The 23,224-nt window shown below is 65.1% G+C and carries 21 protein-coding genes and 2 pseudogenes; 3 read left to right on the top strand and 20 right to left on the bottom strand.

Translation table 11 applies throughout. The features are described 5' to 3' along the window. Positions 1-66 precede the first annotated feature (66 nt). Together D7006_RS19610 and D7006_RS19605 are read left to right on the top strand one after the other, a co-directional pair. Positions 67-291, top strand: coding sequence for an AbrB/MazE/SpoVT family DNA-binding domain-containing protein (locus tag D7006_RS19610; RefSeq protein ID WP_237354246.1), 225 nt, complete (start codon positions 67-69; stop codon positions 289-291). Beyond that, positions 288-725 (top strand): type II toxin-antitoxin system death-on-curing family toxin, encoded by a 438-nt coding sequence (locus D7006_RS19605; protein WP_237354245.1) that lies wholly within the window; start codon positions 288-290, stop codon positions 723-725. The genes D7006_RS19610 and D7006_RS19605 overlap by 4 nt, the downstream gene beginning before the upstream one ends. Before the next feature lie 189 nt (positions 726-914). Here the strand turns inward: D7006_RS19605 and D7006_RS19600 are convergent. From D7006_RS19600 to D7006_RS19590, 3 genes and pseudogenes are all read right to left on the bottom strand, one after another. Beyond that, positions 915-2,445 (bottom strand): annotated as a pseudogene (locus D7006_RS19600) (IS66 family transposase). A 42-nt stretch (positions 2,446-2,487) separates the two neighbouring features. Continuing rightward, on the bottom strand, positions 2,488-2,844 hold the full coding sequence (gene tnpB, locus D7006_RS19595) for an IS66 family insertion sequence element accessory protein TnpB (protein WP_237353356.1): 357 nt from the start codon (positions 2,842-2,844) through the stop codon (positions 2,488-2,490). Beyond that, positions 2,841-3,287, bottom strand: a complete 447-nt coding sequence (locus tag D7006_RS19590) for a transposase (RefSeq protein WP_237353354.1) — start codon at positions 3,285-3,287, stop codon at positions 2,841-2,843. The genes tnpB and D7006_RS19590 overlap by 4 nt, the downstream gene beginning before the upstream one ends. Positions 3,288-3,450: 163 nt before the next feature. Here D7006_RS19590 and D7006_RS19585 point away from each other — a divergent pair, with 163 nt between their 5' ends. Further along, on the top strand, positions 3,451-3,960 hold the full coding sequence (locus tag D7006_RS19585; protein ID WP_237354244.1) for a hypothetical protein: 510 nt from the start codon (positions 3,451-3,453) through the stop codon (positions 3,958-3,960). Between the two features lie 336 nt (positions 3,961-4,296). On the opposite strand, the gene D7006_RS19580 is transcribed toward D7006_RS19585, so the two are convergent. The 17 genes and pseudogenes from D7006_RS19580 to D7006_RS19500 all read right to left on the bottom strand — a co-directional run bounded on the left by D7006_RS19580 (position 4,297) and on the right by D7006_RS19500 (position 23,224). Beyond that, entirely contained in the window at positions 4,297-5,379 is a 1,083-nt protein-coding gene (locus D7006_RS19580) for a hypothetical protein (RefSeq protein ID WP_237354243.1), read from the bottom strand. Between the two features lie 2 nt (positions 5,380-5,381). Then, positions 5,382-6,974, bottom strand: coding sequence for a restriction system-associated AAA family ATPase (locus D7006_RS19575; protein ID WP_237354242.1), 1,593 nt, complete (start codon positions 6,972-6,974; stop codon positions 5,382-5,384). Continuing rightward, complete coding sequence (locus D7006_RS19570) at positions 6,971-8,614, bottom strand: restriction endonuclease subunit S (RefSeq protein ID WP_237354241.1); 1,644 nt, start codon at positions 8,612-8,614, stop codon at positions 6,971-6,973. The genes D7006_RS19575 and D7006_RS19570 overlap by 4 nt, the downstream gene beginning before the upstream one ends. Positions 8,615-8,717: 103 nt before the next feature. After that, positions 8,718-10,135 (bottom strand): annotated as a pseudogene (locus D7006_RS19565) (N-6 DNA methylase). A 975-nt stretch (positions 10,136-11,110) separates the two neighbouring features. Next, complete coding sequence (locus D7006_RS19560; RefSeq protein ID WP_237354240.1) at positions 11,111-11,317, bottom strand: hypothetical protein; 207 nt, start codon at positions 11,315-11,317, stop codon at positions 11,111-11,113. Positions 11,318-11,351: 34 nt separating this feature from the next. After that, positions 11,352-11,678, bottom strand: a complete 327-nt coding sequence (locus D7006_RS19555) for a hypothetical protein (RefSeq protein ID WP_237354239.1) — start codon at positions 11,676-11,678, stop codon at positions 11,352-11,354. Continuing rightward, positions 11,675-11,977 (bottom strand): hypothetical protein, encoded by a 303-nt coding sequence (locus tag D7006_RS19550; RefSeq protein ID WP_237354238.1) that lies wholly within the window; start codon positions 11,975-11,977, stop codon positions 11,675-11,677. Before D7006_RS19550 ends, D7006_RS19555 begins: the two co-directional genes overlap by 4 nt. 2 nt (positions 11,978-11,979) lie before the next feature. Further along, a complete protein-coding gene (locus D7006_RS19545; protein WP_237354237.1) occupies positions 11,980-12,408 on the bottom strand; it encodes a hypothetical protein in 429 nt (142 codons plus the stop codon). Beyond that, positions 12,405-12,737 (bottom strand): hypothetical protein, encoded by a 333-nt coding sequence (locus tag D7006_RS19540; RefSeq protein WP_237354236.1) that lies wholly within the window; start codon positions 12,735-12,737, stop codon positions 12,405-12,407. The genes D7006_RS19545 and D7006_RS19540 overlap by 4 nt, the downstream gene beginning before the upstream one ends. After that, the gene (locus D7006_RS19535; RefSeq protein ID WP_237354235.1) at positions 12,734-13,519 is read right to left on the bottom strand and encodes a M15 family metallopeptidase; all 786 of its coding nucleotides are present in this window, start codon (positions 13,517-13,519) and stop codon (positions 12,734-12,736) included. Before D7006_RS19535 ends, D7006_RS19540 begins: the two co-directional genes overlap by 4 nt. Before the next feature lie 74 nt (positions 13,520-13,593). Next, the gene (locus tag D7006_RS19530; protein WP_237354234.1) at positions 13,594-13,833 is read right to left on the bottom strand and encodes a hypothetical protein; all 240 of its coding nucleotides are present in this window, start codon (positions 13,831-13,833) and stop codon (positions 13,594-13,596) included. 9 nt (positions 13,834-13,842) lie between these two features. After that, entirely contained in the window at positions 13,843-15,228 is a 1,386-nt protein-coding gene (locus tag D7006_RS19525) for an SGNH/GDSL hydrolase family protein (protein ID WP_237354233.1), read from the bottom strand. Next, positions 15,225-15,539 carry a hypothetical protein gene (locus tag D7006_RS19520; protein ID WP_237354232.1) on the bottom strand — a complete coding sequence of 105 codons (315 nt, stop codon included), beginning with the start codon at positions 15,537-15,539 and terminating at the stop codon, positions 15,225-15,227. Before D7006_RS19520 ends, D7006_RS19525 begins: the two co-directional genes overlap by 4 nt. Positions 15,540-15,654: 115 nt before the next feature. Further along, positions 15,655-16,053, bottom strand: a complete 399-nt coding sequence (locus D7006_RS19515) for a hypothetical protein (protein WP_237354231.1) — start codon at positions 16,051-16,053, stop codon at positions 15,655-15,657. Continuing rightward, on the bottom strand, positions 16,050-18,389 hold the full coding sequence (locus tag D7006_RS19510) for a DUF2793 domain-containing protein (protein WP_237354230.1): 2,340 nt from the start codon (positions 18,387-18,389) through the stop codon (positions 16,050-16,052). The genes D7006_RS19515 and D7006_RS19510 overlap by 4 nt, the downstream gene beginning before the upstream one ends. A 9-nt stretch (positions 18,390-18,398) precedes the next feature. Next, the gene (locus tag D7006_RS19505; protein WP_237354229.1) at positions 18,399-20,354 is read right to left on the bottom strand and encodes a hypothetical protein; all 1,956 of its coding nucleotides are present in this window, start codon (positions 20,352-20,354) and stop codon (positions 18,399-18,401) included. Further along, on the bottom strand, positions 20,351-23,224 hold the full coding sequence (locus tag D7006_RS19500; RefSeq protein ID WP_237354228.1) for a phage tail protein: 2,874 nt from the start codon (positions 23,222-23,224) through the stop codon (positions 20,351-20,353). Before D7006_RS19500 ends, D7006_RS19505 begins: the two co-directional genes overlap by 4 nt.

The raw sequence follows: 23,224 nt of genomic DNA, 5'->3' as shown, positions 1-23,224 counted from the left end.
GAAGCGGACATGCCTTGACGACCCACGTTCGTTCATACATCTGTACATACGAAAGGAGCTATCGCCATGGTCGCACTCAAGCTTGGAAGGATCGGCAATTCGGTCGGCGCCGTGCTGCCCAAGGAGGTGTTGGCCCGCCTCAAGGTGGAGCAGGGCGATACGCTCTATCTGACCGAGACGCCGGACGGCTACCACCTCACGCCCTACGAACCGGAGTTCGAGGCGCAGATGGAGGAAGCCCGCAAGATCATGAAGAAGCGGCGTAACGCGCTGCGTGAGCTGGCAAAGTGAGCGAGCCCGACGGCCGACAGGAACCGCGCTGGGTGACAAAGGCCGTGGTGCTCGCCGTTCATGACGCCCAGCTCGCGGAGCATGGCGGTGGCAGAGGCGTGCGCGACGAGGGGTTGTTGGAAACGGCACTCGATCGTCCGAAGAACCGCTACCACTACATGCAGCAGGACGAAGGCGGCCAAGAGCAGATGTCCGCCTCTGACGTGGCGGCCCTGGCAGCTGCCTACGCCTACGGCATCGCCAAGAACCATCCCTTCGTGGACGGCAACAAGCGGACCTCCTTCGTGGTGTGCGAGTTGTTCCTCGCCCTCAACGGGTACGATCTGACTATGGACGATGCCGCAGCGGTGACGACATGGTTGGCGCTGGCGGCGAGTGAGTTGACCGAAGACGAACTCGCAAGAAGAATAGAGGCGGCGCTGAACATAGCGTGACATCCTGTTCAGATAACGCGGCGGTTACCCTGAACAGGTGTCCAGTGTTTTGACGCAGACGATATTTCTATATGAGTTGAGCCGACGCGCTTCTGCCCGGCAGTGTCTCATGCCTGGCCTGGGTCGCTCCGTCTCAAGACCAACAACAGTCCTCTCTCTTCCCTTCTATCTTCGTCGTAACCGTCGTGATCAGGCCACGTTGCTGAGGGCGGGCTGTGCTGGGTAGGCCCATGGCATGAGGTCGTCGATGCGGCTGTTGGGATGGCCGTTGACGATGCGGGTGATGACGTCCGCGAGATAGGCCTGGGGGTCGATGCCGTTGAGCTTGCAGGTCTCGACCTGCGAAGCGATGACGGCCCAGTGCTCGGCACCCCCGTCGGAGCCGGCGAAGAGCGCATTCTTCCGGGTGAGGGCCAAGGGTCGGATGGAGCGCTCCACGATGTTGTTGTCCAGCTCGACGCGGCCGTCGTCGAGGAACAGGGTGAGGCCCTCCCAGCGCGAGAGCGCATAGCGGATCGCCTCGGCGAGCTTGGTCTTCTGGCTGATCAGCGCCAGCTTCGCCCGCAGCCACGGCTCGAGGGCCTCGATGGTCGGTCTGCTTTTCTCCCGGCGCGTGGCCTGGCGCTCATCCGGGGGCCGGCCCCGGATCGCAGCCTCGACGTGGTAGAGTTCGGCGATGCGCTGCAGGGCTTCACTGGCGATCGGCGCCGGGCCTGCCTGGGCGAGCTCGTAGAAGCGGCGGCGCACATGCGCCCAGCAGAACGCCAGCTTCACCGTGTTGCGTCCGGCCAGCGCTTTGTAGCCGCCATAGCCGTCGACCTGCAGGATGCCGGTGAAGCCGTCGAGATGGGCGATGGGCCGCTCACCCTTGCGATCCGGCGCATAGACATAAGCGACGGCAGGCGGACCCGCGCCGCCCCATGGACGGTCATCACGGGCATAGACGAAGAGCTGCCCGGTCTTGGTCCGGCCTCGCCCGGGATCGAGCACCGGCGCCGTGGTCTCGTCGGCGAACAGCTTGGGCGAGGCCCTCAGCACCGCCAGCAGCCGCTCATGGACAGGCCGCAGCAGGAAGGCCGCGCGCCCGACCCAGTCCGCCAGCGTCGAACGGTCGAGCGCGATGCCCTGGCGCCCGTAGATCTGGGCCTGGCGATACAGGGGCAGATGGTCGGCATATTTGGAGACGAGCACATGAGCGACGGTCGCTTCGGTCGGCAGTCCGCCCTCGATCAGCCGTGCCGGCGCCGGAGCCTGCACCACCACGTCGGCGCAGGAACGGCAGGCATATTTCGGCCGGCGCACCACCAGGACGCGGAACTGGGCGGGTACCATGTCGAGCCGCTCGGCCACGTCCTCGCCGATGCGGTGCAGCTTGCCGGAACAGCACGGGCAGATGTCGCTCTCGATATCGACCACGGTCTCGATCCGCGGCAGATGGGCGGGCAGCGCCCCGGTTCGTACGGCGTTTGGCGACCCGTTCGGCCTTCTCGGCCGGCGCCTCATCCTCGGATGCGGCGAAGCCAGAGGCCTCGACCTGCTCGGCCTCTTCCAGGGCCAGCAGCAGCTGGTCCTCGGGGAGGCTCTCCGCCCGGCGCCCGAAGCGGTGACGCTGCAGCTCCTTGATGATCTGGCTCAGGCGCTCGATCTCCGCATCCCGCGCGACCAGCATCGCCTGGAGCGTCTCGGGATCGTGGGGGAGCTCGGTGGAGAGCGAAGCCATGGCAAAGATAGAATCATATTCGCCGGGCCCCTGCGAGCCTCTTCAGCTGGCGGCGACCGGTGTCGTCGTGCGTTGCACCTCGTGGACCCGTCGCCAGTCGAGGCCCTCAAGCAGGGCCTGGAGCTGGGCCGCCGTCAGCTGCAGGGTGCCGTCCTCGATCTTCGGCCAGCGGAACTCCCCATCCTCCAGCCTCTTCGCCACCAGCACGACGCCGGTCCCGTCCCAGAACACCAGCTTCACCCGGTCCGCGCGCTTGGCCCGGAACACGTACACCGTGCCGGAGAACGGATCGGCGCCCATGGTCTCGCGCACCAAGGCGGCGAGCCCCTCCGCCCCTTTGCGGAAGTCCACCGGCCGCGTCGCCACCATGACGCGGACTGCGCCGCTCGGGCCGATCACGACCCGGCCTTCAGCACGCCGATCACCGCTGCGATGGTGGCCGGCGAGGCCCCGTTCTCGATTGTCACCCTGACCCCGCCGACATCGACCTCGATGGCTGCCGCGCGACGTCGCCGGCCACGCCGCTTCGGCCGTGACGGTGGGACGGACGCAGATGCCGGAGCCGCTTCCGGCGCGACCACGGCCGGCACGAACGCCGGCATCATCTCGCTTGCCTTGCGTGCCGCACGGCGCCAGGTGAACAGTTGCTGCGGTGTCAGGCCGTGGCGACGGGCAACCGCCGAGACCACGGCACCGGGAACGAGCGTTTCTTCCAGGATCCGCGCCCGGTCGTCCGCCGTCCAGCGTCGGCGCCCCATCGCGCCGGTGATCACTTCGAAGCGCCGGACCTCAACCTCCGGCTCAAGTCTATGGTCAAGCCCAGACACAAAACGATCCTCCATGCAGGATCGTCAAACTGCGCTCTCGCGCCCTGCCGATGAAGGTGCGCTCGGGACGACGCTTACGCTTCGTCCAGCGAATATCATCGTTGGGTCTTCTCTCGACCTTCTGCATAAAGCCACCCAGGCCGGGGTGAGGCGCTCTTCTCATGCGAGAGGTCGCCTCATGTTCCCGCACGTTTCCTCAGCCCACCCGCGTCCGCTGTTTGCCCGGCACCGCCGTCTTATCCATGCCCCGTCCGAAGCAATCATCGGAGCGTGGTGCGATCCGGCTCTCTTTACCTCGCTCGACACGGCCGCGCCTCACATGGGCCTCAAGTTCAGCATCGATCCCGCGGCCACGCACCTCGCCAGCATCACGCTCGGCACCCCCCATGGTGACATCCAGGAGCGCCTGCCCCTCTGCATCAGCTATCAACGTGCAGGATCGGGCCGCGAACAATATGTCGCCGGTCCTATCGACGACTCGTATGCGATGCGTCTCTGTCTGACGCTGTCACCGACCCTTCATCTCGTCGCGAGTGCCGATAATGGGCTGAGCACTTCGAGGACCTACTGCAGCCTATCATTCGGCGCTAGGAGGGCTGTTGTCTATCCGCAATGGGCGATGCAGTTGCTGGCGAACGCGCTATGGCTGCTGGCCGAAGAGCTGGCATGCCGAAGTCCCGTCGGGTGAGCTGAGATCGCAGGACGGGTTAAGGTCACCTCTGCGCCAGGTGGAGAAGTCCGCAGCGGTTATCACAAATGGCTTGTATGGGGCCGGTTGCGGACTGGCAGCTAATGTCGGGCCATAGCGAAAAGCAGATTCGGCCAATGTCGGGTGCCCAAAAGCCGACCGCGCCTGCTCGGCGGCATCGCGTTCGTCTTCGATCGGTGGAGAGGGGCGGCGCAGCAGCCTCGCGCCTGAGCGACAGCGCCAATAGGCTTGCGTCCCGACGCTGCATCACAGGCGCCATCCGAATGACGCCCAGGCAATGACGCTGTGATCGGCGCGTCCGGACCCAGCGCATCTTTATTGTGCATATTCGACGAAGGCCCAAAGCCAGTGTCGGACGTCATCCCCGATCCCCGGGTCCTGACAGGCGTGATTGAGGAGCCTGAACGCTTCGGCCTTGAGGAAGGCGCGATCTGCATAGCCATCCTGGATCACATTGTTGATATAGCGGGGTAGTTCGGCCGCTACTCCGTTGGCGTCACGGCCGCGCCCCAGTTCGGCCAAAAACCAGCCACTGTAATGCTTGATCCAGCTGAGGAAGTCGGCATCGAGGATGTCGCGCGCGTAGCGCAGCTTAATCTGATACACGGCGTTCCATGTCTCAGCCCGGTCTAGCTCGTCGCCGACCATCGAGATGTTCCACCGCGGTAGGACATACCCGCCGACCGTGTTGCCCTTGAAAAACTCACTGCCTTCCAGGCTGATCCGATAGGTCGGTCCAGAATAAGGATCTGAGCAGCGGCGGCGCAGTCCGCCCAGGCCGATCAAGATATCGATGCCGCGTTTGTAGGTTGAATTGCACTCGTCACAGGCTGGCGGGAGATTGCGTAGGTCGGCGGCAGCAAACGCGTAGATCGAGATCGGCAACAGATGGTCGAGCGCGTGCCGCGGTGCGCCAGGCGCGCGAAAATAATTGAGACCACAGAACGGACAATGCCTAATCTCGCTTGCGTAGATAATCTTATATTGATTGTCGCGTAGGAAGCCGTCGCCCTCTTTAAGGCTCGACAGCTGGTCGAAGAGATAGTCCGCGAGCGCACTCGCCGGTGCGCGGATCGACGCCGGCAGCGAAGCGAGCGTCGGGCACGGGGCGGCATCGCTGAAGACATTGGGCAATTCGGTCTGTCTGAGAATGGCCGCTCGCACGTCCGGCCGCTCAGCCGCGGGGAGTCTGCGATACTCGCGCAGCAGAGCGGTGAGTTTCGATTTCAGACCGGTGCGCTGCTCGAGAAGTGCACGCCGAGCCTGCGGCAGGCACGCGGGCCAAGCCGCGGGTCGGCGCCCCGCGTCGATCGCGTCCATGCCAGCGAGCATCAGATCGACGGCAACCGCGTTCAGCCAGTTCTGGCCGATGGCTTCTATCGGATACGAGAAAAGCATTCCTAGTCCCGATTTTTCAGCTTTCGCAGATGATCGGCCAGAAGCGCTTTCCCGATCGACGGGCCGAGCTCCCTGAACCCCTCCTCAACCTTCGCTAGATCGTCCGACTTGAGGAGCTTTGCGATTTCTTTTTCGGCGATGTGCGAGTTGGGCGGGCGAATGCCGAAGCAGCTTTCGAGAATGCGGTCGAACGTGGTGCCGAAAGTTTCGATTTTGGGCGCCTCGACGATGAACTTGCCTGTACTCGCGTCCCTCGAGAAGATCATCACCTGATCTCTCGGCATATCCGACGGCACGAATGGCGCATGCGTCGTTAGCAGAAATTCTTGATTGCCGCGGTCGCCCACCATCTTCATTAGTTGTTGGACGAATTCGACGCGCCACTTCGGGTTGAAATGCGACTCTGGCTCATCGAGCAGAAAAATCGCGTTGGCATCGGCGATCATCGCATAAATGCCGAGGATCAGCGCTTGCTGATGCTCGCCATCGGACAACGATACATAGTCAACCGGATCCGATGCCTTGTCCTTCGGCCAGAAGCGGACTTCCTCGAAGCTGAAGACCATGTCCTCCTGCTGCGGCTCGGGCAACCTCGAGGCGAAGCGCCGCTCCTTAACCGCTTTGTCGAATCGCTTGCGCGCAGGACGCGGAATGGCGAGGTCGTTGAGCAGTGCTAGCTTGTGCAAAGACCGGTAGAGCGAAAAGGCGTCGGACCAGAAATGCCGGAATGCTTCACGTGTCGCCTCAGTGATCAGGAAATCGAAGGTGTATGTCTCGGTCTTCTCGTCGAAATGCCAGCAGGTTGCGGTGCGCTGGAGATTGTCGATGACCGTCTCGAGTTCATCGGTGAGCTGGACGCCCTTGCGCGAAGAAATGCGCTTCTTCTTCGGGATTTTAGGTACGGCTGAGTGCGCAAGCCGCACTATGCAGCGGCAGGACGCAAGGTCGCCCAGGCTGGCATGTCGCAGCAGTTCTGACTTAACGAACTCGGAGCCGAGCATGAGATTGGAAAACAGCACCTCCAGATTGGTGCCATAATCGATCAGCATCAGCCGGTTATCCGGCACCTTCCTGGCTTCTACCATGCGCGCCGCTTTGGCGACATCTCTTGCGTAACCGCTTCGGCTGGCAAGAAACGGCAGGCTCAGCGTCTCATTATCGCCCGAGGTGTAGCCGATGATCAAAGTCGGCAGAAACTGTCCGAAGTCCGGGTCTCCCGGCTTGATGCTTTGACCATTAGTGCGGATAAGTGCGATTGGTCCGGGCTTTTTGCCCTTAGCCTCGCGGATGAGACGCACAGTCTCATAGCTATCCGCGCCTTTAGGCTGCACCATGTATTCTAGGTCGAACAGTACAGCGTCGTTAGCACTACGCCGCTCCTCATCGGGCGCATGCGCATGCCACGCCGCTTGGAAAATCTCGGCAACCAATTGGAGGAACTGCGACTTACCCGAACCATTGGGGCCGATCATGCACAGAGGTGCGAGGGCCTCGCCCGCCTTGCCGTCGGCATCGCGGCCGAACCAGATCTGAGTGCCGTCGTAAAGGCCGCCACCGGTGCCCGATCGCTCGACCTTGAGTAGCCGTAGCCTCATGGAGCGGCCCTCCTCAGCAGCATGCGGCCTTCCTCTTCGTCGAATACCTGAACCAGACTGGGAGAGGCACTGCCGAGCAGCTCGAAGAGCGCATCGCGCACGGCGTCGTAAGGCAGAACGACCCGTTTAGCTATCGCCTCGAACGTCAAGCCTTTGTCGGGCCAGTCGGCGCTGTCGGCTAACAAGGCCTGCGTTGGGTCTGTTTTCACTGTCTTCGCTTTCGGAAGCTTGGGCGCCGTGACGAGGGGAGCGGTAGGCATTTTCTGTATGCGGTCAAGCAACTGCTGGGCGGATTCCTCAGCGGGATTTTGTTCGACCAGTTGTCCCGAAAACGCCCTTGTCAAAATGCGCTGCTCCGCTCGATCGATCAATCGCAACGACAGCTCCACATCAGCGATAACTCGATCGATTCTAGCAAGCGCCTCCTCTATCCGCCGGACGATCTCCCGCTGCTCCTCGATCGGTGCGAGCTTGATGGTGAACGCCCTGATCTCGGGAAAATAGATCGTCGTGTGGGTCGTGCCGCGCCCGAACTCTCGGATGTCGTCACCTTCCGACAGCAGGGCATACATGAGGTATCGCGGATCGAGCGCCTCGGTGCACGACCAGGTAGCGAAATCCTGGCTGGTCGCCATCTCTCGGCCCATGATCGCGACGTAGCCAACCGACGCCGTACGCGATAGCACGACCGTTCCCGCTGGAAGCAGCCGCGCTGCGGAATTGGCGAGGCCTGCCGCGTTGATGGTTTGCAGAGTGTCATTGATCACTCCGCCGTGGTGCCGGTTGGCGTCGGGAATCCCGACCCAAGGCACATCGCCGTTCCACCATTCCGGATGAGACCGGCTCGGTGTGTGCCCGGTTTCCTGACGTGCCACCCGCATGAGCGGTACCCACGCCCAGCCGTCGGCGAGTGCAGTGCCGGGACTGTTGACCGAGATTCCGCCTCTCCCGGCAATGATCTCGTTCGTCGGCGCCCGCCCGCCACGGGTCTGTTCAGGCGCCTCGATACGCGCCAACAGGTCCGCGATTGGCTCAAGCGTGTGCTCCGCGCGAAAATCGACAGTGAGTTCCCCGCGGAAGGCGGAGCGCAAAAGGGCAAGTCTATATTGACCGACCAGTGGCACGACTTTGTGCAACTCGCTGCGCGAGACGTCGATTAGCGGGCTCAGGTCCTCAAGGCGGGCGACGATCCTGCGCTGCTCGGCGACAGGCGGGATCGCCGCCGCATAATCTTCAATATGGCGTTTCGAAAGCCCTGGAATATCACCGCGGGCGTGTTCGATGATCTCGCTTGCGCGATAGGCAATAGTGCGAAGCATGAACTGGAAATCCAGTTCGGTGCTGGGCTGATAAGCTTGGATATCCCGCCCGATCGCCGCGGTGATGCCAGGGAAGGTCTTGCCGACTCCCCCGCCCTTAACGGTGATAAAGATGCACCCCTCGGGCACGATCCTGCGCGGATCGGTCGTCCACTTCGGCTTGTGGAATGCCCGGCCATCCCACTGCTCGGGTCCAGTGACATAGGGCGTGCCGCGCCCCTCCTCGTTGACCATGTGCGCGCTCGGAGACTGGCCGGCATAGAGAATGCCGATATCTCCGAGCTTCGCGCGCGCCCAGCCGGGCGGAAGCCTGCTTACCATCGTGACGCCGCACCGCATAGGCAGGGCAGGGCGGTTCGCGCCCGGCCCTCATGGCCGAGGCGGCACCGCGCTGGAATCTGGTGCCTTCGAAGATAGCCCGTGCTCATTGGGTCAGTTTCAGCTGAAAGTCGTCGCCCTCGATCTCATTATTGAGCGCATTCAGTTCGCCAAGGGCCCCGCGGAGATGGCCGATGATCGCGACGAGAATCTCGGCCGGATCCTGCATGGTATCGTCCGGATCGCCGCTCTCGTCACGCAGCCACAACCAGTTCAAGTTGTCGGTGCGTTCGGCGATCTGCGCGCGCGTCAGCTTGCGCCAACGGCTGTCTTCGCCCTCGTCCTTGCGGGACGACATCCCCGCGGGATCGGCGCCGTAAACGCGCTCAAAATCTTTGAAATGCGCATCGAGCAGCGCATTGCTCTTGCCGAACGCGGGCATATTGCTGCGCAGATCGTAGAACCAGACATCGTCCGTAGCGTGCCCCGCTCGCTTGGCGAAGAAGAGCACATTTGTCTTCACCCCCGCGCCGGGGAAGATGCCTTTCGGAAGGCGCAGGATCGTGTGCAGGCGGCAGGTCGCCATCAGTTCCTGCCGCACGGCACGGCCGACACCATCCTCGAACAGGACATTGTCGGGGAGCACGACCGCGGCGCGCCCGCTCTCGCTCAGCGTTAGGTAGATATGCTGTAGAAACGCTAACTGCTTGTTGGTGTTACGATATGAGATGTCCGCGCGGAGTGCCCGACGACTGCCCGCCTTGCTGCCGAAGGGCGGGTTCGCCAGCACGAGGCTCGCTTTCCCGAGTTGACGGCCATGTCGGTCAGCGCGTCGCCGTGGATGATATCGGCATCGAGCCTATTCAAGAACGTATTCATCAGGCAGATTCTGCGGGTGTTCTTCTCGATTTCAACACCCTGATATTTTGGCGGAGTGTCGCGGTACGCCGCATCTGAATGGCGGGAGCGGATATATCGGTCGGCCGTGATCAGGAAGCCGCCGCTGCCGACCGCCGGATCTTGGATCAATTCGCCAAGAGCCGGCCGGGAGACGCGAACCATTGAATTCACCAAGGCGCGCGGCGTAAAATATTGTCCCGCTCCCGATCGTACATCCTGCGAGCTCTTTTCAATAAGCCCCTCATAGATTTCGCCGAACCGGTCGCCGCTGACATCGTGCCAGTCGATCTTCGCGATCCCGTCGATAACGGCGTGGAGGTTCTCAGAATGCGAGAAGACGGTCGTCGGAAAAGCGTAGATCGCTCGGATGACCTCGCTTTCGGCGGTGGTGCCGAGATGGGTCAGCATCTCCTGATAGAAGCCGAGCAATCCTTCCTTCGGATGGCGGGCGAGATCCGCCCAGCGATAGTTTGGCGGGAGCAGCCGCTCGACGCCATTTTCCTCTGCCATTTTGAGGAATAAAAGATAGGTCAGTTCGGATACATATTGGTGATAGCTGATCCCGTCCCCGCGAAGAATATGGCATAAAGCCCAGATTTTTTGGACAACGCTATCGTTTCTCATTTTAATTCAATCGCTTAGGTCCGTAAATGGCGTACGGTTCACCGTTGCTGCCTAGCCCCAACACGATCCTATCGAGATTGGATAAAAGAGGAAACGGCAGATTGTGCGGGACAGGATCAGCACGAAAGCCATATCCGAAGCTGGGGACGGAGCAACTTGCTAGGTTCCTCCCGGTGACCATTGAGCGGCTGCTCCCGGGTCAGCGAAGCCAACGCCAGCTTGCGGGATTATCGATGACCGACCCGAACGGCAGCTATGCGCAAAGCGGACGCCGCTGAAAGATTGTCGAGGGTCAGTTGGGGAGCAACCCCAGCCAGAAGGAAGCGCTAAGCACCGCTCAGTCTCCTGCTCGCTGATCGGGTGCCAAGCCGGCTACTGTCGGATCACTTGTACGCGGACCCATAGCATCGCTGAAAAGATGGCGCTCGCGCAGAGAAGCCAAAGGACCGCGGCCTTCGTCTGGCCCCGCCCCAATTCGCCAAATCCCGCCGAATCCGCCCGCGTCCGCCGACGCATACTCCCCAAATTCTTCCCAGAAACGAAAAAGCCCCGCGATGGGCGGGGCTAAGCCATTGAAAAGATTGGCGCTCCCAAGGGGACTCGCATAATCGAGCAAAATCAGATGGTTAAGAATAGGATGGCTAACCTATTTTCACGATCCGTTCCGCCGCCCCATGGCGAACCTTGTTCCTTATTCGTTCTAGACTATCCTAGGCCCCATGCTCGCTATGGACGCCACTCCGGCCGATGCCGCCCGATACGAATATGAGGCCGTCTCGGTCTACCACTGTCAGCTGATCGTGCATGTGCCGCTGCGGCAGCTACCGGCGCGGCCGCTGCGCGAAATGCGGTTCCGATGCGAGCGCTGCGGGGCAAGTCTCAGCGCTGAGGAGGCAGAGGCGAAATGGACCCGGCACGCGGACGCGCCGGGCGTGCCAAGAATGGGGCGGGTCCTGCCGAGATTTGAAGGGTAGATCACTCCCCGAATCGGCCGATGTGCGATTCGGGCGGCTCCTCACTTCTTTGCATTTCACGCAAAGAAGTCGGCCAGCGCGCCGGCCTCACCACCATTCGCCCGCGCATCGCCAGCGCCGCCGTCATGGCCTCTGTCGCTATCCGATCATGGTCGGGCAGGCGAATCACCTCGGCCGGCCGGTCGGCCCGGGTGATGACCAGGAACACGCCATCACAATCCCAGTCGATCGAGACGCTACCCTCAGGGCTGCTTGAGGACATGCGTCTTGATCCCCAGCCAGAACACAGCAAGCGCGCCACCCGCCACCACTGTGAGGACGGCGGTGCCGACGACCAGCGCCGCGCGGTTCCACATCCGGCGGAAGCGGCGCAAATGCTCGATATCGGCGCGCGCCTCCTCGATCCGGGCTTCGTCTGAGGTGGAAAGGCCGATTTCCTTCAGCACCTTGCGGACCGCCTTTTCGGCCGCATCCTCGGCCACCTCAATCACCATCAGCTCCAGTGCCCGTTCGGAAATGATGATGGCCCCCTCCGAACCGCGGGCCGCCGCCGAGATCTCTCCTGTCATTTCAGCGCCTCCCGCACCATCTCGGCCTGCGATTCATAGAGGGCGATGAGCCGGGCGAGACAGCCGCTCTTGGCTTCCTCGCTGGCCTTGAGGCGGCCGATCAGGGCGACCACCTCGCGCTGTGTCAGGGGCTTGTCGCCGGCCGGGGGGGGCACATAGCGCCGGGCACATGCGCGCAGATCCTCCGGGATGGGGGCGAGATCGAGCCTCACCCGACCCGTCGTGTTGCTGCAGCCGGCAAGGGCGAGGGCCTGCATGATGATGCAGGCGGCGGCGATCAGGATGCGCGTCGGTGTCATGGTCACCTCCACAGGCTGCGCACGCGGGCGCTGGTGTCGGCATCGAGGGCGGGGGTGTCGGGCGTCTGCGCGATGATCTCTTCCAGCGCGCGGGCCTTCGCCTCCGCTGCGGCGGCATGGGCGGAGGCCGTCTGTGCGTCGCGCGCCAGCGCCGCCACCTTGCCCCGCTCGGCCGTCACCTCCTTCACACGGGCGCGGTTGGCCTCGATCAGCGCCTGCCGCTCCATCCTTCCCCTCTGGTCGGAGGCGTGCCCCACCCAGCCTGCGACGAATAGCAAGAGCCCGGCGAGCCCGGCGGCGAGATGGCGATAGGGCAGGGACGGGATACGCGACCAGACAAGGGCCGCGATGCCCACCAGCAGTGCGGCGCCGGTCACCAGCGCCAGCAGCCAGGAGATGGCGCCGGACGCGAACATGGCAAGGATGCTCATTGGCCGTAGTCCTTCGGAGGTTGGGGCGCGTCGATGCCATCGAAAGAGGGGCGCGGGCGACGAGAGGACGGGCGGCCGAGGGCGGTGTAAGCGCCGCGGTCCTCCCACGCTGCCCCGAAAATGAACGACCCGATGGTCGTGCCGGCGAGCGCCAGCAGGCCGGTCGCGATCGTCTCGTGGAGGCGCGTGTCTTGGCCAAACAGAATGAGGTAGCCGATGCCGACGGCGCAGTAGATTTCGATGCCCGCGACCCAGAAGCGCCGCGAGCGCCAGGAGGGCCGCGGATAGCCCTCTTCCTCATACGTCGCCGCCTCGGGCTCGCCTCTCACAGCCGCGCCGCCTGCACGTGCATCCAGTCGTAGTTCCGGGCGCGGCCGAGGGAGAGCCAACCTTCCTCTTCCCACAGCTGCCAGAACACCTCGGCATCCGGCTGGGCAAGGCGCGCGCGGTCGCGACCCCATTTCAGCTGATTGCGATCGGGGTCGAAGTCAATGGCGATGCCCCACGAGTGCATGGACCAAGCGGAGCCGCCACGCATCCGCCGGACGTTCAGCGAGCCGCCGAAGAGATCCACGCCGAGCTTCTGGATACCCTCGATGCCATAGTGGTCGAGCACCCGGTCAAAGACGCGGGCCGCACTGTCATGCACCTTCTCATGCACCGAGATGCGCTTGACGATGGTGTCCGTCTCCCATGCGAGCCGCATGGGGAAGGGCAGCACCAGCATCGTCTGGTGCTCGCCCGGCGCGCCGTAGAAGCGCTGCACGTCCACCTGCTTGGGCCACACCATCGGCTGCACCGCCGGCGGGTCGCGCCAGGTCTCCGCCGAGGTGTCGCCCCGCTGGCGGGCATCCCATACATCCAGCGCGTGGCGCGTCTGCGGCCCCCCGCGCCCGTCGATCGCCCCGGCGTCAATACCCGCCAGCTTGCAGAGCGCCTGCATGGCGGCCACCTCCCGGCGGGCGGCGGGCCAATCATCGGCCGCAACGCCGGCCTCTGCGAGGAGGGCAGAGACGGCCTTGTCGGTCGCCGGCCCCCATTCGCCATCAAGAGCAAGTGGGGGCGTCCAGCCGCGCGCATTGAGCGCCGACTGCAGGTCGCGCAGATCCATGGATCACCTGTCGATGTGGTTTGGGCACAAAAAAGCCGCCCGGAGGCGGCGCGGAGGCGGGGATGTGGAAGGGCTCAGGCCAGCGTGTAGCCGAGCGCCGCAAGCGCCGTACCGGCCTCTATCAGGCCATCCAGGCGGCGAAAGGGAACCGGGTGAATCTCCCTCACGTCGCCGAGGGGATAGACGCCATAGATGCGGGTCTCCCCACCCTCCTGCGCGACATAGACACAATCGAACAGGGCGGTGCCGTCGAAGGCAGAGATGGGCTCGGACAAGGTGATGTACCCGTCACCAAGGGCTGAAGCTGTCTGCATGGTGATGCCTCACTGGATGCCGGGATACACGGTGTTGATGATGTAGGCGGAGATCCGCTCCGCCAGATTGTCGTGGGAGGCTGCGAACGCGTGAACCGCGTCGCCCGCAACCTGAAGGCTGAGGTTATTGGCGTCCCACACCAGATCGTCATACATGCTGTAGTACCAGACGTTCGCGGTGCCGCCGGCCGCCATCTCGGCCACGCCGTCCGAGATGGCATCATCGATCGTCGCTATGTTGGCGACCGACGCGAGGTAGACCGGCCCGACCCACACGATGGGGGCGCTGCTGACCGCCCGGATGGCCGCTATAAGCGCCTTGGCCGCTGCCTTGATCTGGGCGGCAGAATAGCCGGAGTCATTGGTGCTCCCCTGGATAATCCAGAGGTGCGGGCTGCGCGCAGCAATCTCCGGGATGCGCTGGATGTAGGTATAGAACGCCGATCCGACGCCCTGATTGATGAGCCCGGTGCCGCCTTTTGACCAGCTCCACACATCGTAGATGCCGAGGCGGCGACCGACGAGCTGGCACAGGCGGCGCCCCGGCACCATGGGGCCGTAGCCGGAGCCTTCGTCGTAACTGTCACCAATCCAGCCCATGCGAAGATTTATAGGGGGCGGTGCCGGCCAGATGCGATCTGCCGCCGTGAGGCCCAGCAGTCCTATGTTGCCCGCGCCGCGATGGGCGAAGATTTCGTAGAGACGCGGACGGCGGGAGCCCCATGTGATCTTGGTGAAGTCATTCGTCGCTGGCAGCGGCGACAGGGTTCCGGGGATGAGGGGCCGGCTATTGACGTTAATCGCCATGCCGCTTGTGCCAGATGTCACCTCGGCGGCGATGATCGGGGCATCACAGAAGAAGCGTGACGAGCCGTGAGCCATTGGGCTGGAGGCATTGGAGCTGAACGAATAGAGGCGCAGGCGTCCCGAGCCGGCATATTCGGTCGGGTAGCACCCCATGAGGGCCAGCCTTGCCCGGTTGTTGTACGTGGGCCACGCGGTGAGGCCCGAGGGAACCGTTGACCCCTGTGCAAGATCAACGGTGGGGGTCTCCTCCTGATCGGCCGGGGGGCTCAGAGCGATGCCGGCGTAGGCCCAATTGAGTGTCCCGCCAGACTCGACGGCCGTGACGAGCGTGGTGGGGGCCGTGATGCAGGTGCCGCTGTTCAGGGCTTCATACAGTTTCCCGCTGCTGTTCCGCACCATGCCCTGCTTGATGGCCTCGCCCACGGTGTAATCCAGTGCGGCCTTCCACGGGCGGGCTTGCAGGGGCTGCGCCTGCGCCAGCGCGCGCTCAAACTGGTTCTTGAGAGCGGAGGTGCTCTGGTTCCAGTTGCCGCCGATATTGCCGGGGTCCGTCGCCATCCCCAACGCAAGAATATCCAGCGCGCTCATGCCGAGATCCTCACGTTCGCGGTGCCCGAGAAAGTGTCACCGGCCTTGAACCGCACGCGCACGCCGGCCTCGTATTCCTCCACCGGCATCTTGCCGGGCTGGGTGAAGCTGTAGAGCCGCGTGGAGCCGACGACGATCGGCACGCCCGTCGTGGCGCCGGCAGGCGCGAACTCAAGGTAGAGCGCGCCGGTCCAGGAGCCCGAGAGCACCCATGCATTGAAGGGCGCCCCCTGCGAGGTCGGGAACCAGCCGGAAGCGTCGCCCGCCGTTGCGAGCGTTGCCACCACTGGCGTGGCATTGATCGATACCATTTCCGAGGCTCCTCATTCTGAATGGGACTTGCGGGGCTTGGCGCCGGCCGCCACTGGCGCGCCAGATGGCAGGCCAAGCCGGCGGGACGTCAGGCGTCGTTGAAGAGGTTGATGGTCACGTTGATGTAGGCGGCACCACCGGGGCTCCGAAGGGGTAGGCCGAGCCCGCGAACACAGGCTCCAAGCGGAGCGTGGCGAGGTCTTCGGCAGTCGTGATGGTGTGGAGGATGGTGCCCGCGTCGCGGTCGGCGATGAGCACGCAGGCCGCCGTTTCCAGAGCGGCGTCACGGGTCGGCAGCGCCACCACCAGAAACCAGCCAGCGAGGGGGTCGCGGATCTCGCGCGGCCAATCCCCCTCCGGGTCGGTAACAATCTCGGTGCCAAGGTGACGATAGACGCTTACGCCCGCGATCACCCGGCTGGTGTCCCACGCCTCGCCGTCGCGATAGGCGGCAAGCTCCGGCGCCGCCGCGGCCGTGGCCTCGTCGGCATAGGTCATCAGATGGTCAATCATGCGGTGAGGGCCTGTAGCTCGGTGTTGGAAAGGCGGCGCGGCCAATAGGCGACGCGGCGGACATATCCATTCATGCCGCCGGCCGGCAGCCGCAGCAGCGTAAGGCCGGCATTGGCCGTATAAGTCGAGGAGCTGCCGGCAAGTGCTCCCATCCACGCCCAAGCCGCATCGTTGGCCGCCCAGGCAATGGCCAGCCGGGCCACACCGCCGCTCGGCCACGCCATGCCGGCGGTGGTGGCCATCTGGCTGATGGTCGCGGTAACCGCCAGCACGGCGCCGTTGCCGCCCGTGTTGCGACATAGCTGGATATTATCGACACCGGAGCCCGCCAGCTCTACGGCTACAGCGTTGCCCGTGGCGGGCGCTTGCGCCGAAAACTCAGCCAGCAGCGTTCCGTACTGGGACGCGCCGAATGGTGCTGTGTTGACCGTGAGGCTGTCCGCCGCGCGCGCCGCCGCCGCACTGGTGGTCGGGATGTAGGAGTTGACAAAGCTGCCCGCCGTCAGCTGCGCGCCCCACAAATAGAACGTGCCTGTTGGCGACCCGCTGTTGCGGAACGGATAGACGCGCAGCGCCGTGCAGCCCACCGGCGTCGTCAGGGTGTAGGCGATGCGGGTCCAGCCGGAAGCTGTCGGCACTGCCGATGGCACCAGGTCGGTCGCGATGAAAACGCCGGCGGTGTCGTCTCGGAACGCGATCTTGAAGTCGGAGGCCGACAGGGTGCCCAGCCGCACCCAGGCGCTGAAGGTGTAGACCGTCGAGGCCGTGACGGTGACGGCCTGGTAGTAGTTGGGCGTGGCCGCCCCGGTCGCCGTCAGCATGTCGGCCGTCACCGTCCCATCCGGCGCGGCGATCTGGTCGGCGGTGACGGTCAACGAGGACACCCATGGCGATGAGCCCATCTCCTGCGACCGTAGGAGTAGGTTAGTCCCCGACAACTCCATAAGAATGCCGGTCCTCTCCCGCGTCACCGGGTCATAGTCGATGCGCGGAACGCCGCTCGCCGCCGACTTAAGGAGCCCGTCGAAGCCGGTATAGAATGCCGTGCTCGCCCGGCTGAAGCTGCCGGAAAGCAGCGTAGCGAACGCCGCCGCGTTGCCGGAGACCGAGCCGCCCGCCGCCCCGTCCACCCACAGGGCCTCGCGAGTGAAGTCCATGATGAGGGTCGGCGGCTTGGCCACCAGCGCCCGTAGCCGCGCCAGCTCGGCGCCGGCGCCCGCCACCGCGCCGGCCGGCCCAAGATCTCCGGAGCGCGCGAAGGAGACTGCCACCACCTCGCCGTTGGTGAAGCCGCCCGGCCCGGCCACATAGCCAACGGCTATCTTGCGATAGCCGGACGCATCCACATTCGCGCCGGTGATCGCGAACTCCACCCATTTGGTCTGCGTCGCCACGCTGGTGAAGCGCAGATAGCCGCGGGCGTTGAGGTTGGTGCTGTCGTCGAGGGCCGCGAGCCAGGCGGTCACGTCCGCGCCGCCGGTCTCCAGCAGGTCTATGAAGAGCAAAGTGACGGCGGACAGGGTGGCGCTGTTGAAGCGCACCGTGCCGGCGCCGGGGTCGGCGTCCGTGGTGGTAGTGGAGAAGGCGAAGCGCATGGCCGGCGTCGCCCCCGCAGCGCCCGCCACCCCGGCCACGAAGGTGTCCCAATTGGCGGAGGGAGGCGCAGAGTTGGTGTTGCTCGCCTTGGCCACGTAGGCCGTGCCGGCCAGAGACACCGCGTCCCCAGCCACATAGGCGGCGGCACTCGACCATGCGCCGCGCCAGATGACGCCGGAGGAGAGCCCGTTGTACAGGGTCCAGGCCGAAACCCCGCGCGCCCAGATCTTGCCGAGGCTCTTATCGTAGGCGTGCATGCCCTCTTCCGGAGCGGTCATCAGCCACGCAGTCCCGCTCCAGATGGCGAGATGGCCAGCATAGCCGGACCATGCGCCTGTGGGCGCGGTGCCGACCACGTAGAGGTCATCCGTCACCGGCGCGGCCGGCGGCGTGTTCAGCCCCACCGTCAGCGCCGAATAGATCGCGACACCCGCATCCAGCACCCGCTGGCGCTCGATCAGCTCGCGGGCGCGCTCGGCCAGCCAGGTCGAGGAGAGCCGCGTGGGCGAGGTATAGGCGATGATGTAGGCGGCGCCGGCGAGCGGCCCGCCCGGCCAGGGATAGGCCAGCGTCAGCGTGCCGTCGCCCGGCACATCCTTGATGCGCACCGAGAGGCCGCCGACCTCCAGCGTGTCGCCGGGCACCACGGGAGTGGCCCACAGGGTGCCCGCGCCGGTCACGATGGTACTGCCGGGAGCGACCGAGATCGAACCCGCAGAATAGTAGGCGATGAAAGCCATGAGATATCCTCAGGTCAGCGGCCCCCAGGCGGGCCGCCCCGTGGTGCAGACGCTGAAAAAGTCGAGATAGGCGTAGGGCGTGGACGTGGAGCCCCATTGCGTGAGGCCCACGTAGCCGGAGGCGGAGCCTGGCCCGACGAAGGCGAGGCCCCAGAATGACGGTTCGGCGCTGCCGCGGGGCCAGATCTTCAGCCGGCGTGCGCCGCCCTTCACGTTCAGCCGGAGCCAGTACCAGGTGTCATAGGCCCACGCGAAATCGGTGGCGCCGGAGGCGGCGTCATAGGCGGGGCCGAACCACATGCGCTGTCCGGAGGCGACGCCACCCGACACGTCGCAGACGATGCCCGCCGCCTGATGCGTCGCCGAGGCCGAGCGGCGAAACATGATCTCCATGGGGAAGACGATCGGCCCGTTGACCATCCGTACCCCGGCGAGGATATCGCAGTCCGTCACCGCGCTGCCCGGCGCGTCGAAGGTGATTTCCGCATAGGTGGACGCCGCCGGCGTGCCGAAGCCGCCGGTGACGCGGATGGCCTTGCCGGCGAGCGCCGAGGCGACGGCATTGGTGACCACCGCCATGCCGCTCGCCGCCTGAAACCGACGCGTCCAGCCCGGCGGCGCAGATCCGTCCGTCGCGCCGGAGAAGTCGTCGTAGACGCTCTCGGCCTCCAGGGCCGGGCCGCTATAGAGGTCGCTGTCGTCCAGCAGGGTCGCGGAATGATCGACCACGGCGACCCGCAGGTTCGGCGTCGAATTGCCCGCTACCCACGCCGCCCGGAGCTTCTTCTCCTGGTTGATGGTCGCAAACATCTCGTAGTTGATGGCGCCCGGCGATGGCAGGCTGGAGGGCGCGCCCAGCGCGGCATTCTGCATGTCGATGCCGCCGGCGGCACTCCACCAGCGACCAAGGCGGTAGGCCCCGAAGAAGGCGATGGGGGGCCCGACGGGGTTAGTGGTGAGCGCCGTCTTGCTGATGGCGGCGACGCCGGCGTTGTTGACCGCCTTGCGCTCGGCCACGTTGAGCATGGGCCGCGTGGCGCGAAACAGCAGCTGGCTCTCGCTCGCGAACCGCACATCCACGTTGCGCTGGCTGATCGCGAGGCCCACCGCCTGGTCCATCAGCACGCGCGGCGTCGATACCGCATCCGGCCCATGCACGTAGGTCGGGTCATAGGCCGGAATGATGTACTGGATGGCTTGCGCGTTTGAGCTTGTGATTTCGATCTGGATCGTGCTCGCGTTGACCCACCTGACGGTCGGCCCAGCCGCGACGGAGGGCGCGGAGCCACGGTCCTCACTCGCCATGATGATGACAGGCGGAAAGTCCGGATAGCTGCCGGTGAGGTTGACCGTCACGGCGCCGGACGCCCGCCACACCGCGCCCGCCTCGGCGATCTGGAAGGGCGGGCGCTCGATGGTGAGGCGCAAGTCGCGATCAGGGCAGGTCAGCACGTCTGCACCGCGGCGGGGCACGAACAGGCCCGGCCCGCGCGTCGGGTGGACGCCGGCGAGCAGGTTGTAGCTGCCGCCGTTGTCCGCCTCGCGGCTGTCCGCCTGTGTCAACGGATTGGCGAAGATGATGTAGGCGCTATCGACCGAAGCGGAACCGACCGTGAATGTGCAATGGTCGGTGTAGGAGCAACTCGGCGTTTGCGTGTAGGCCACATAGCCTGAGGTATCGACGCCGCGCGCCCAGCCGATGCAGATCGGCTCCCACGGCAGGGTGGCAAACGTCACGGTGCGGCAGCGCCGCGTGTACGTTACCCCGCCGTCCGCCACCCATGTTTCCACCGATGGCGTCCCCGTGAGCTGCCAATCGGCATCGAGCACCGAGAGAATTTCCGGCCACGCCGAATCGAACACGATCTGCTCGTTACCGAGGCTCATGTCCTCCGCGTCGAAGCCAGGGCGCGAGGCCCGGATGCGCATCACGCCCTCATAGACGCCGGCGGCAAACCGCTTCATGAGCTGATGACGATCCGTGCGTTGTCGAAGTCGATCCGCAGGCGGTTGTCCGCCGAGCGCGCGATGCCGGCGGTGATCTCGCCGAGGTTGGCCACGATGGCCGACAGCTCCGCAACGTCGAGCTTTGCAGCCGTGATCGAGCCGGATGCGATCAGATCGCCATTGAGGTAAAGCACCGGCTCTGGCCCCGTATTATCCACCAGGAAGACCGCCGTGCCCGGCAGGTCCGGCGCGGTAATGAAGAACCGGTCGGCATTGATATGCACCTCGCCGATGGCGCCGCCGGCCCCATCGCTTTTGGCGACCACAGTAAAGCCGGCCTTCGCCGTTTCCGCCGTCGCCTCCAACTCATAGGCTGCGATGGCACCCGATGGTGTCACAGCCACCACGAAGCGCGCCGCAAGGCTCGCGCCCACATCGCCGAGCGCCGCCTCCAGCGTTTCGATCTGCGTTGCCAGCGCGCTATCGGCGCTGGCCCGCGTCCCGGCCTCCGACGTGATGGAGGCCGAAAGCGCCGCGTCCGCCGTTTCCATGCTGGACTGGAGCGTGGTGATCTGGCTGCTGAGAGCACTGTCGGCGCTGGCGCGGGTGCCCGCCTCTGAGGTGATCGATGCCGACAGGCTGGCGTCGGCGGTCTCCAGCGTCGATTGCAGAGTGCTGATCTGCACCGCCAAGGCATCGTCAGCCGTCGCCCGCGTGGTGCTCTCCGTGGTGATGAGCGCGGACAAGGACGTGTCCGCAGCCTCCAGCGAGGCTTGCAGATCCGTGATCTGCTGCACGAGCGCGCTCTCCGGCCCGGTCGCGGCAGTGATCTCCTCGGAAAAGCGCGCCGTCGCCGCGCCGAGCTGCTGCACCAGCGTGCGGGTCAGCTTCAGCCGATTGAGGTCGCCCGCCGCGTCAACATCGGCCAGCAGCAGGGACAGCCGCTCGACCGAATATTGCAGGGAGACGATATCGACAGCTGTCTTTGCCACCACCATATCGCGCGTCGCCGCCGTGAACTGCTCGGGCGTGATGGAATCGTTCACCACCCCGCCGGCCAGCTGCTGCCCGGTGATGATGCTCGCCCATGCCGTCCATTCGGTGTCGCGGGGCGGCGCCGTCTCGATGGTCGCCTGAAACTCGTAGGCGGTGTTCGCCACCAGCCCGGCCGATACCAGCAGCTCGCCGGCGCCCACCGCCTCGGCCCGCGCCGTGAGCACGTCCGTGGTGCCGACGATACGATACTGGATCAGCACCGCCGTGACGGTCGGGTCGCTGATGGGCGACCAGAACACCCGCACGGCGGGCGTGAGCGCCCCGCCGTCCCCGCTGAGGGTGAGGGCGGAGAGCGAGAACCCCGTCACGCCATCCGCCAGCCCGCCCCCCTCGCTCGGCCCGCCCGAGGCCGGCGCCGGCAGTTCGTCGCCAGAGTCCCAGCCGAACGCCGCCGCCGAGATCTCGCGCAGGTTCAGCGTCACCGTCTCATCGGTGTTCTCCACCAGCGAGAGGATGATGAAGGTGCGGTCGCCCCGCCGCGCCGAATTCCAGCGCACCCAGTCGCCCGGCTCCAGCACGATGGCGGAGAGACCGAGGGTGAGCGTCGCGGTCGCCTGCAGACGGGCGAGGTTGAGCTGGATCTGCGCCAGCCGCTGCGCCTGCGAGTCCACCGTCACCTGCGGGAAGTCCACCTGAATGGGGCGCTTCTCGGTGTCGGCCGCCACCGCCGCCGCATCGGTGCGGGTGGCATAGGAGACCATGCCGAACTGGTCGGCCGGCGACACCCTCTGTCCGTGGATCTCGTTGACCAGGTCCGCACGCCCGAGCTTCGCGGCGAAGCTCACCGGATAATCGGTGATCAGGTCGGTATCGGTGAAGGTGTAGAGCGCGCTCTGCGCCACGCCGACGATGGGAGCATAGGCGCCGACGCGCTCGTAGAGCGAGCCGATGCAGCTGTCGAGCAGCCGCTCCATCACGGTGCCGTGCTCCTCGTCGGCGGAAACATAGGTGCTGCAGCGATAGCGGTTGGCGTCGCTCCCCTCGGCCGTGGAGACCGGCTCGTCGCAGGCATTGGCGGCGGCGGTGTAGCGGTCGAGCACGAGATCGATCGGCGGAACGCCCATGCCCACCACCAGCTCGCCCCCGAGATGGATGCCGCGCTGGTAATTGTAGAGCTGCACGATGGGGTTCTCGCTGTATTCCCATGTGGTGGCGTCGCCCCAGCGATGCGCGCCGGAGCCGCCGTTGGTGGAGTCCTTCCGCCAGTCGTAGAGCCGGCGGCCCTTTATGCCGAAGCGGAAGCGGGGAATGCCGCTGTCGAAGGCCTGCTCCCCGTAGAAGGCGGACACCACCACATAGGAGATGCCGGCCAGCCGATCGTTGGAGGTCCAGCGATCGGCGGGCTTGGCCCACTCCACCAGCTCGGGACAGGCCGGCTGGTTTTCGAAGCCGAAGTAGAAATAGACGTAGAGCAGGGGCGTGCCGTTCTTCGCCACGAAGCCACCCACCCGGAATTTCTTGTACCAGGTGGTCTGCTCCACCAGCGTCAGGGTGCGGGCCTTGCCGTTGACCCAGATGCGGGTCAGGTCGTCATGCACGCCCTCGCCGATGGCGAAGACGAATTGCAACAGGTTGTTGTTCTCGTTGGCGGTGTTGCCATAGACGAAATGGCCTTCCGTCCCGCACTCCCCGAAGACACAGCCGCGCGGCTGGTCGCCGCCAAGCTGGATGCTCGTCTTGATGCCGGTCTCGACCTTGGTCGCAGGCTGCAGCGCCTTGGCGACGTAGGAGAGGCCGACGACGATGCCGGCGTTGATTAGGCCCGCGCCGATCTGCGCAAGCACACCCGTGAGGCCAACAACCGTGAGCAGGGCGGGGGTCACGAACGGCAT

The organism is Xanthobacter sp. YC-JY1 (assembly GCF_021730305.1).
Taxonomy (GTDB): Bacteria; Pseudomonadota; Alphaproteobacteria; order Rhizobiales; family Xanthobacteraceae; genus Xanthobacter; species Xanthobacter flavus.
The sequence above is the reverse complement of the archived record's forward strand: the minus strand, read 5'-3'. Positions and strand labels throughout refer to the sequence as shown.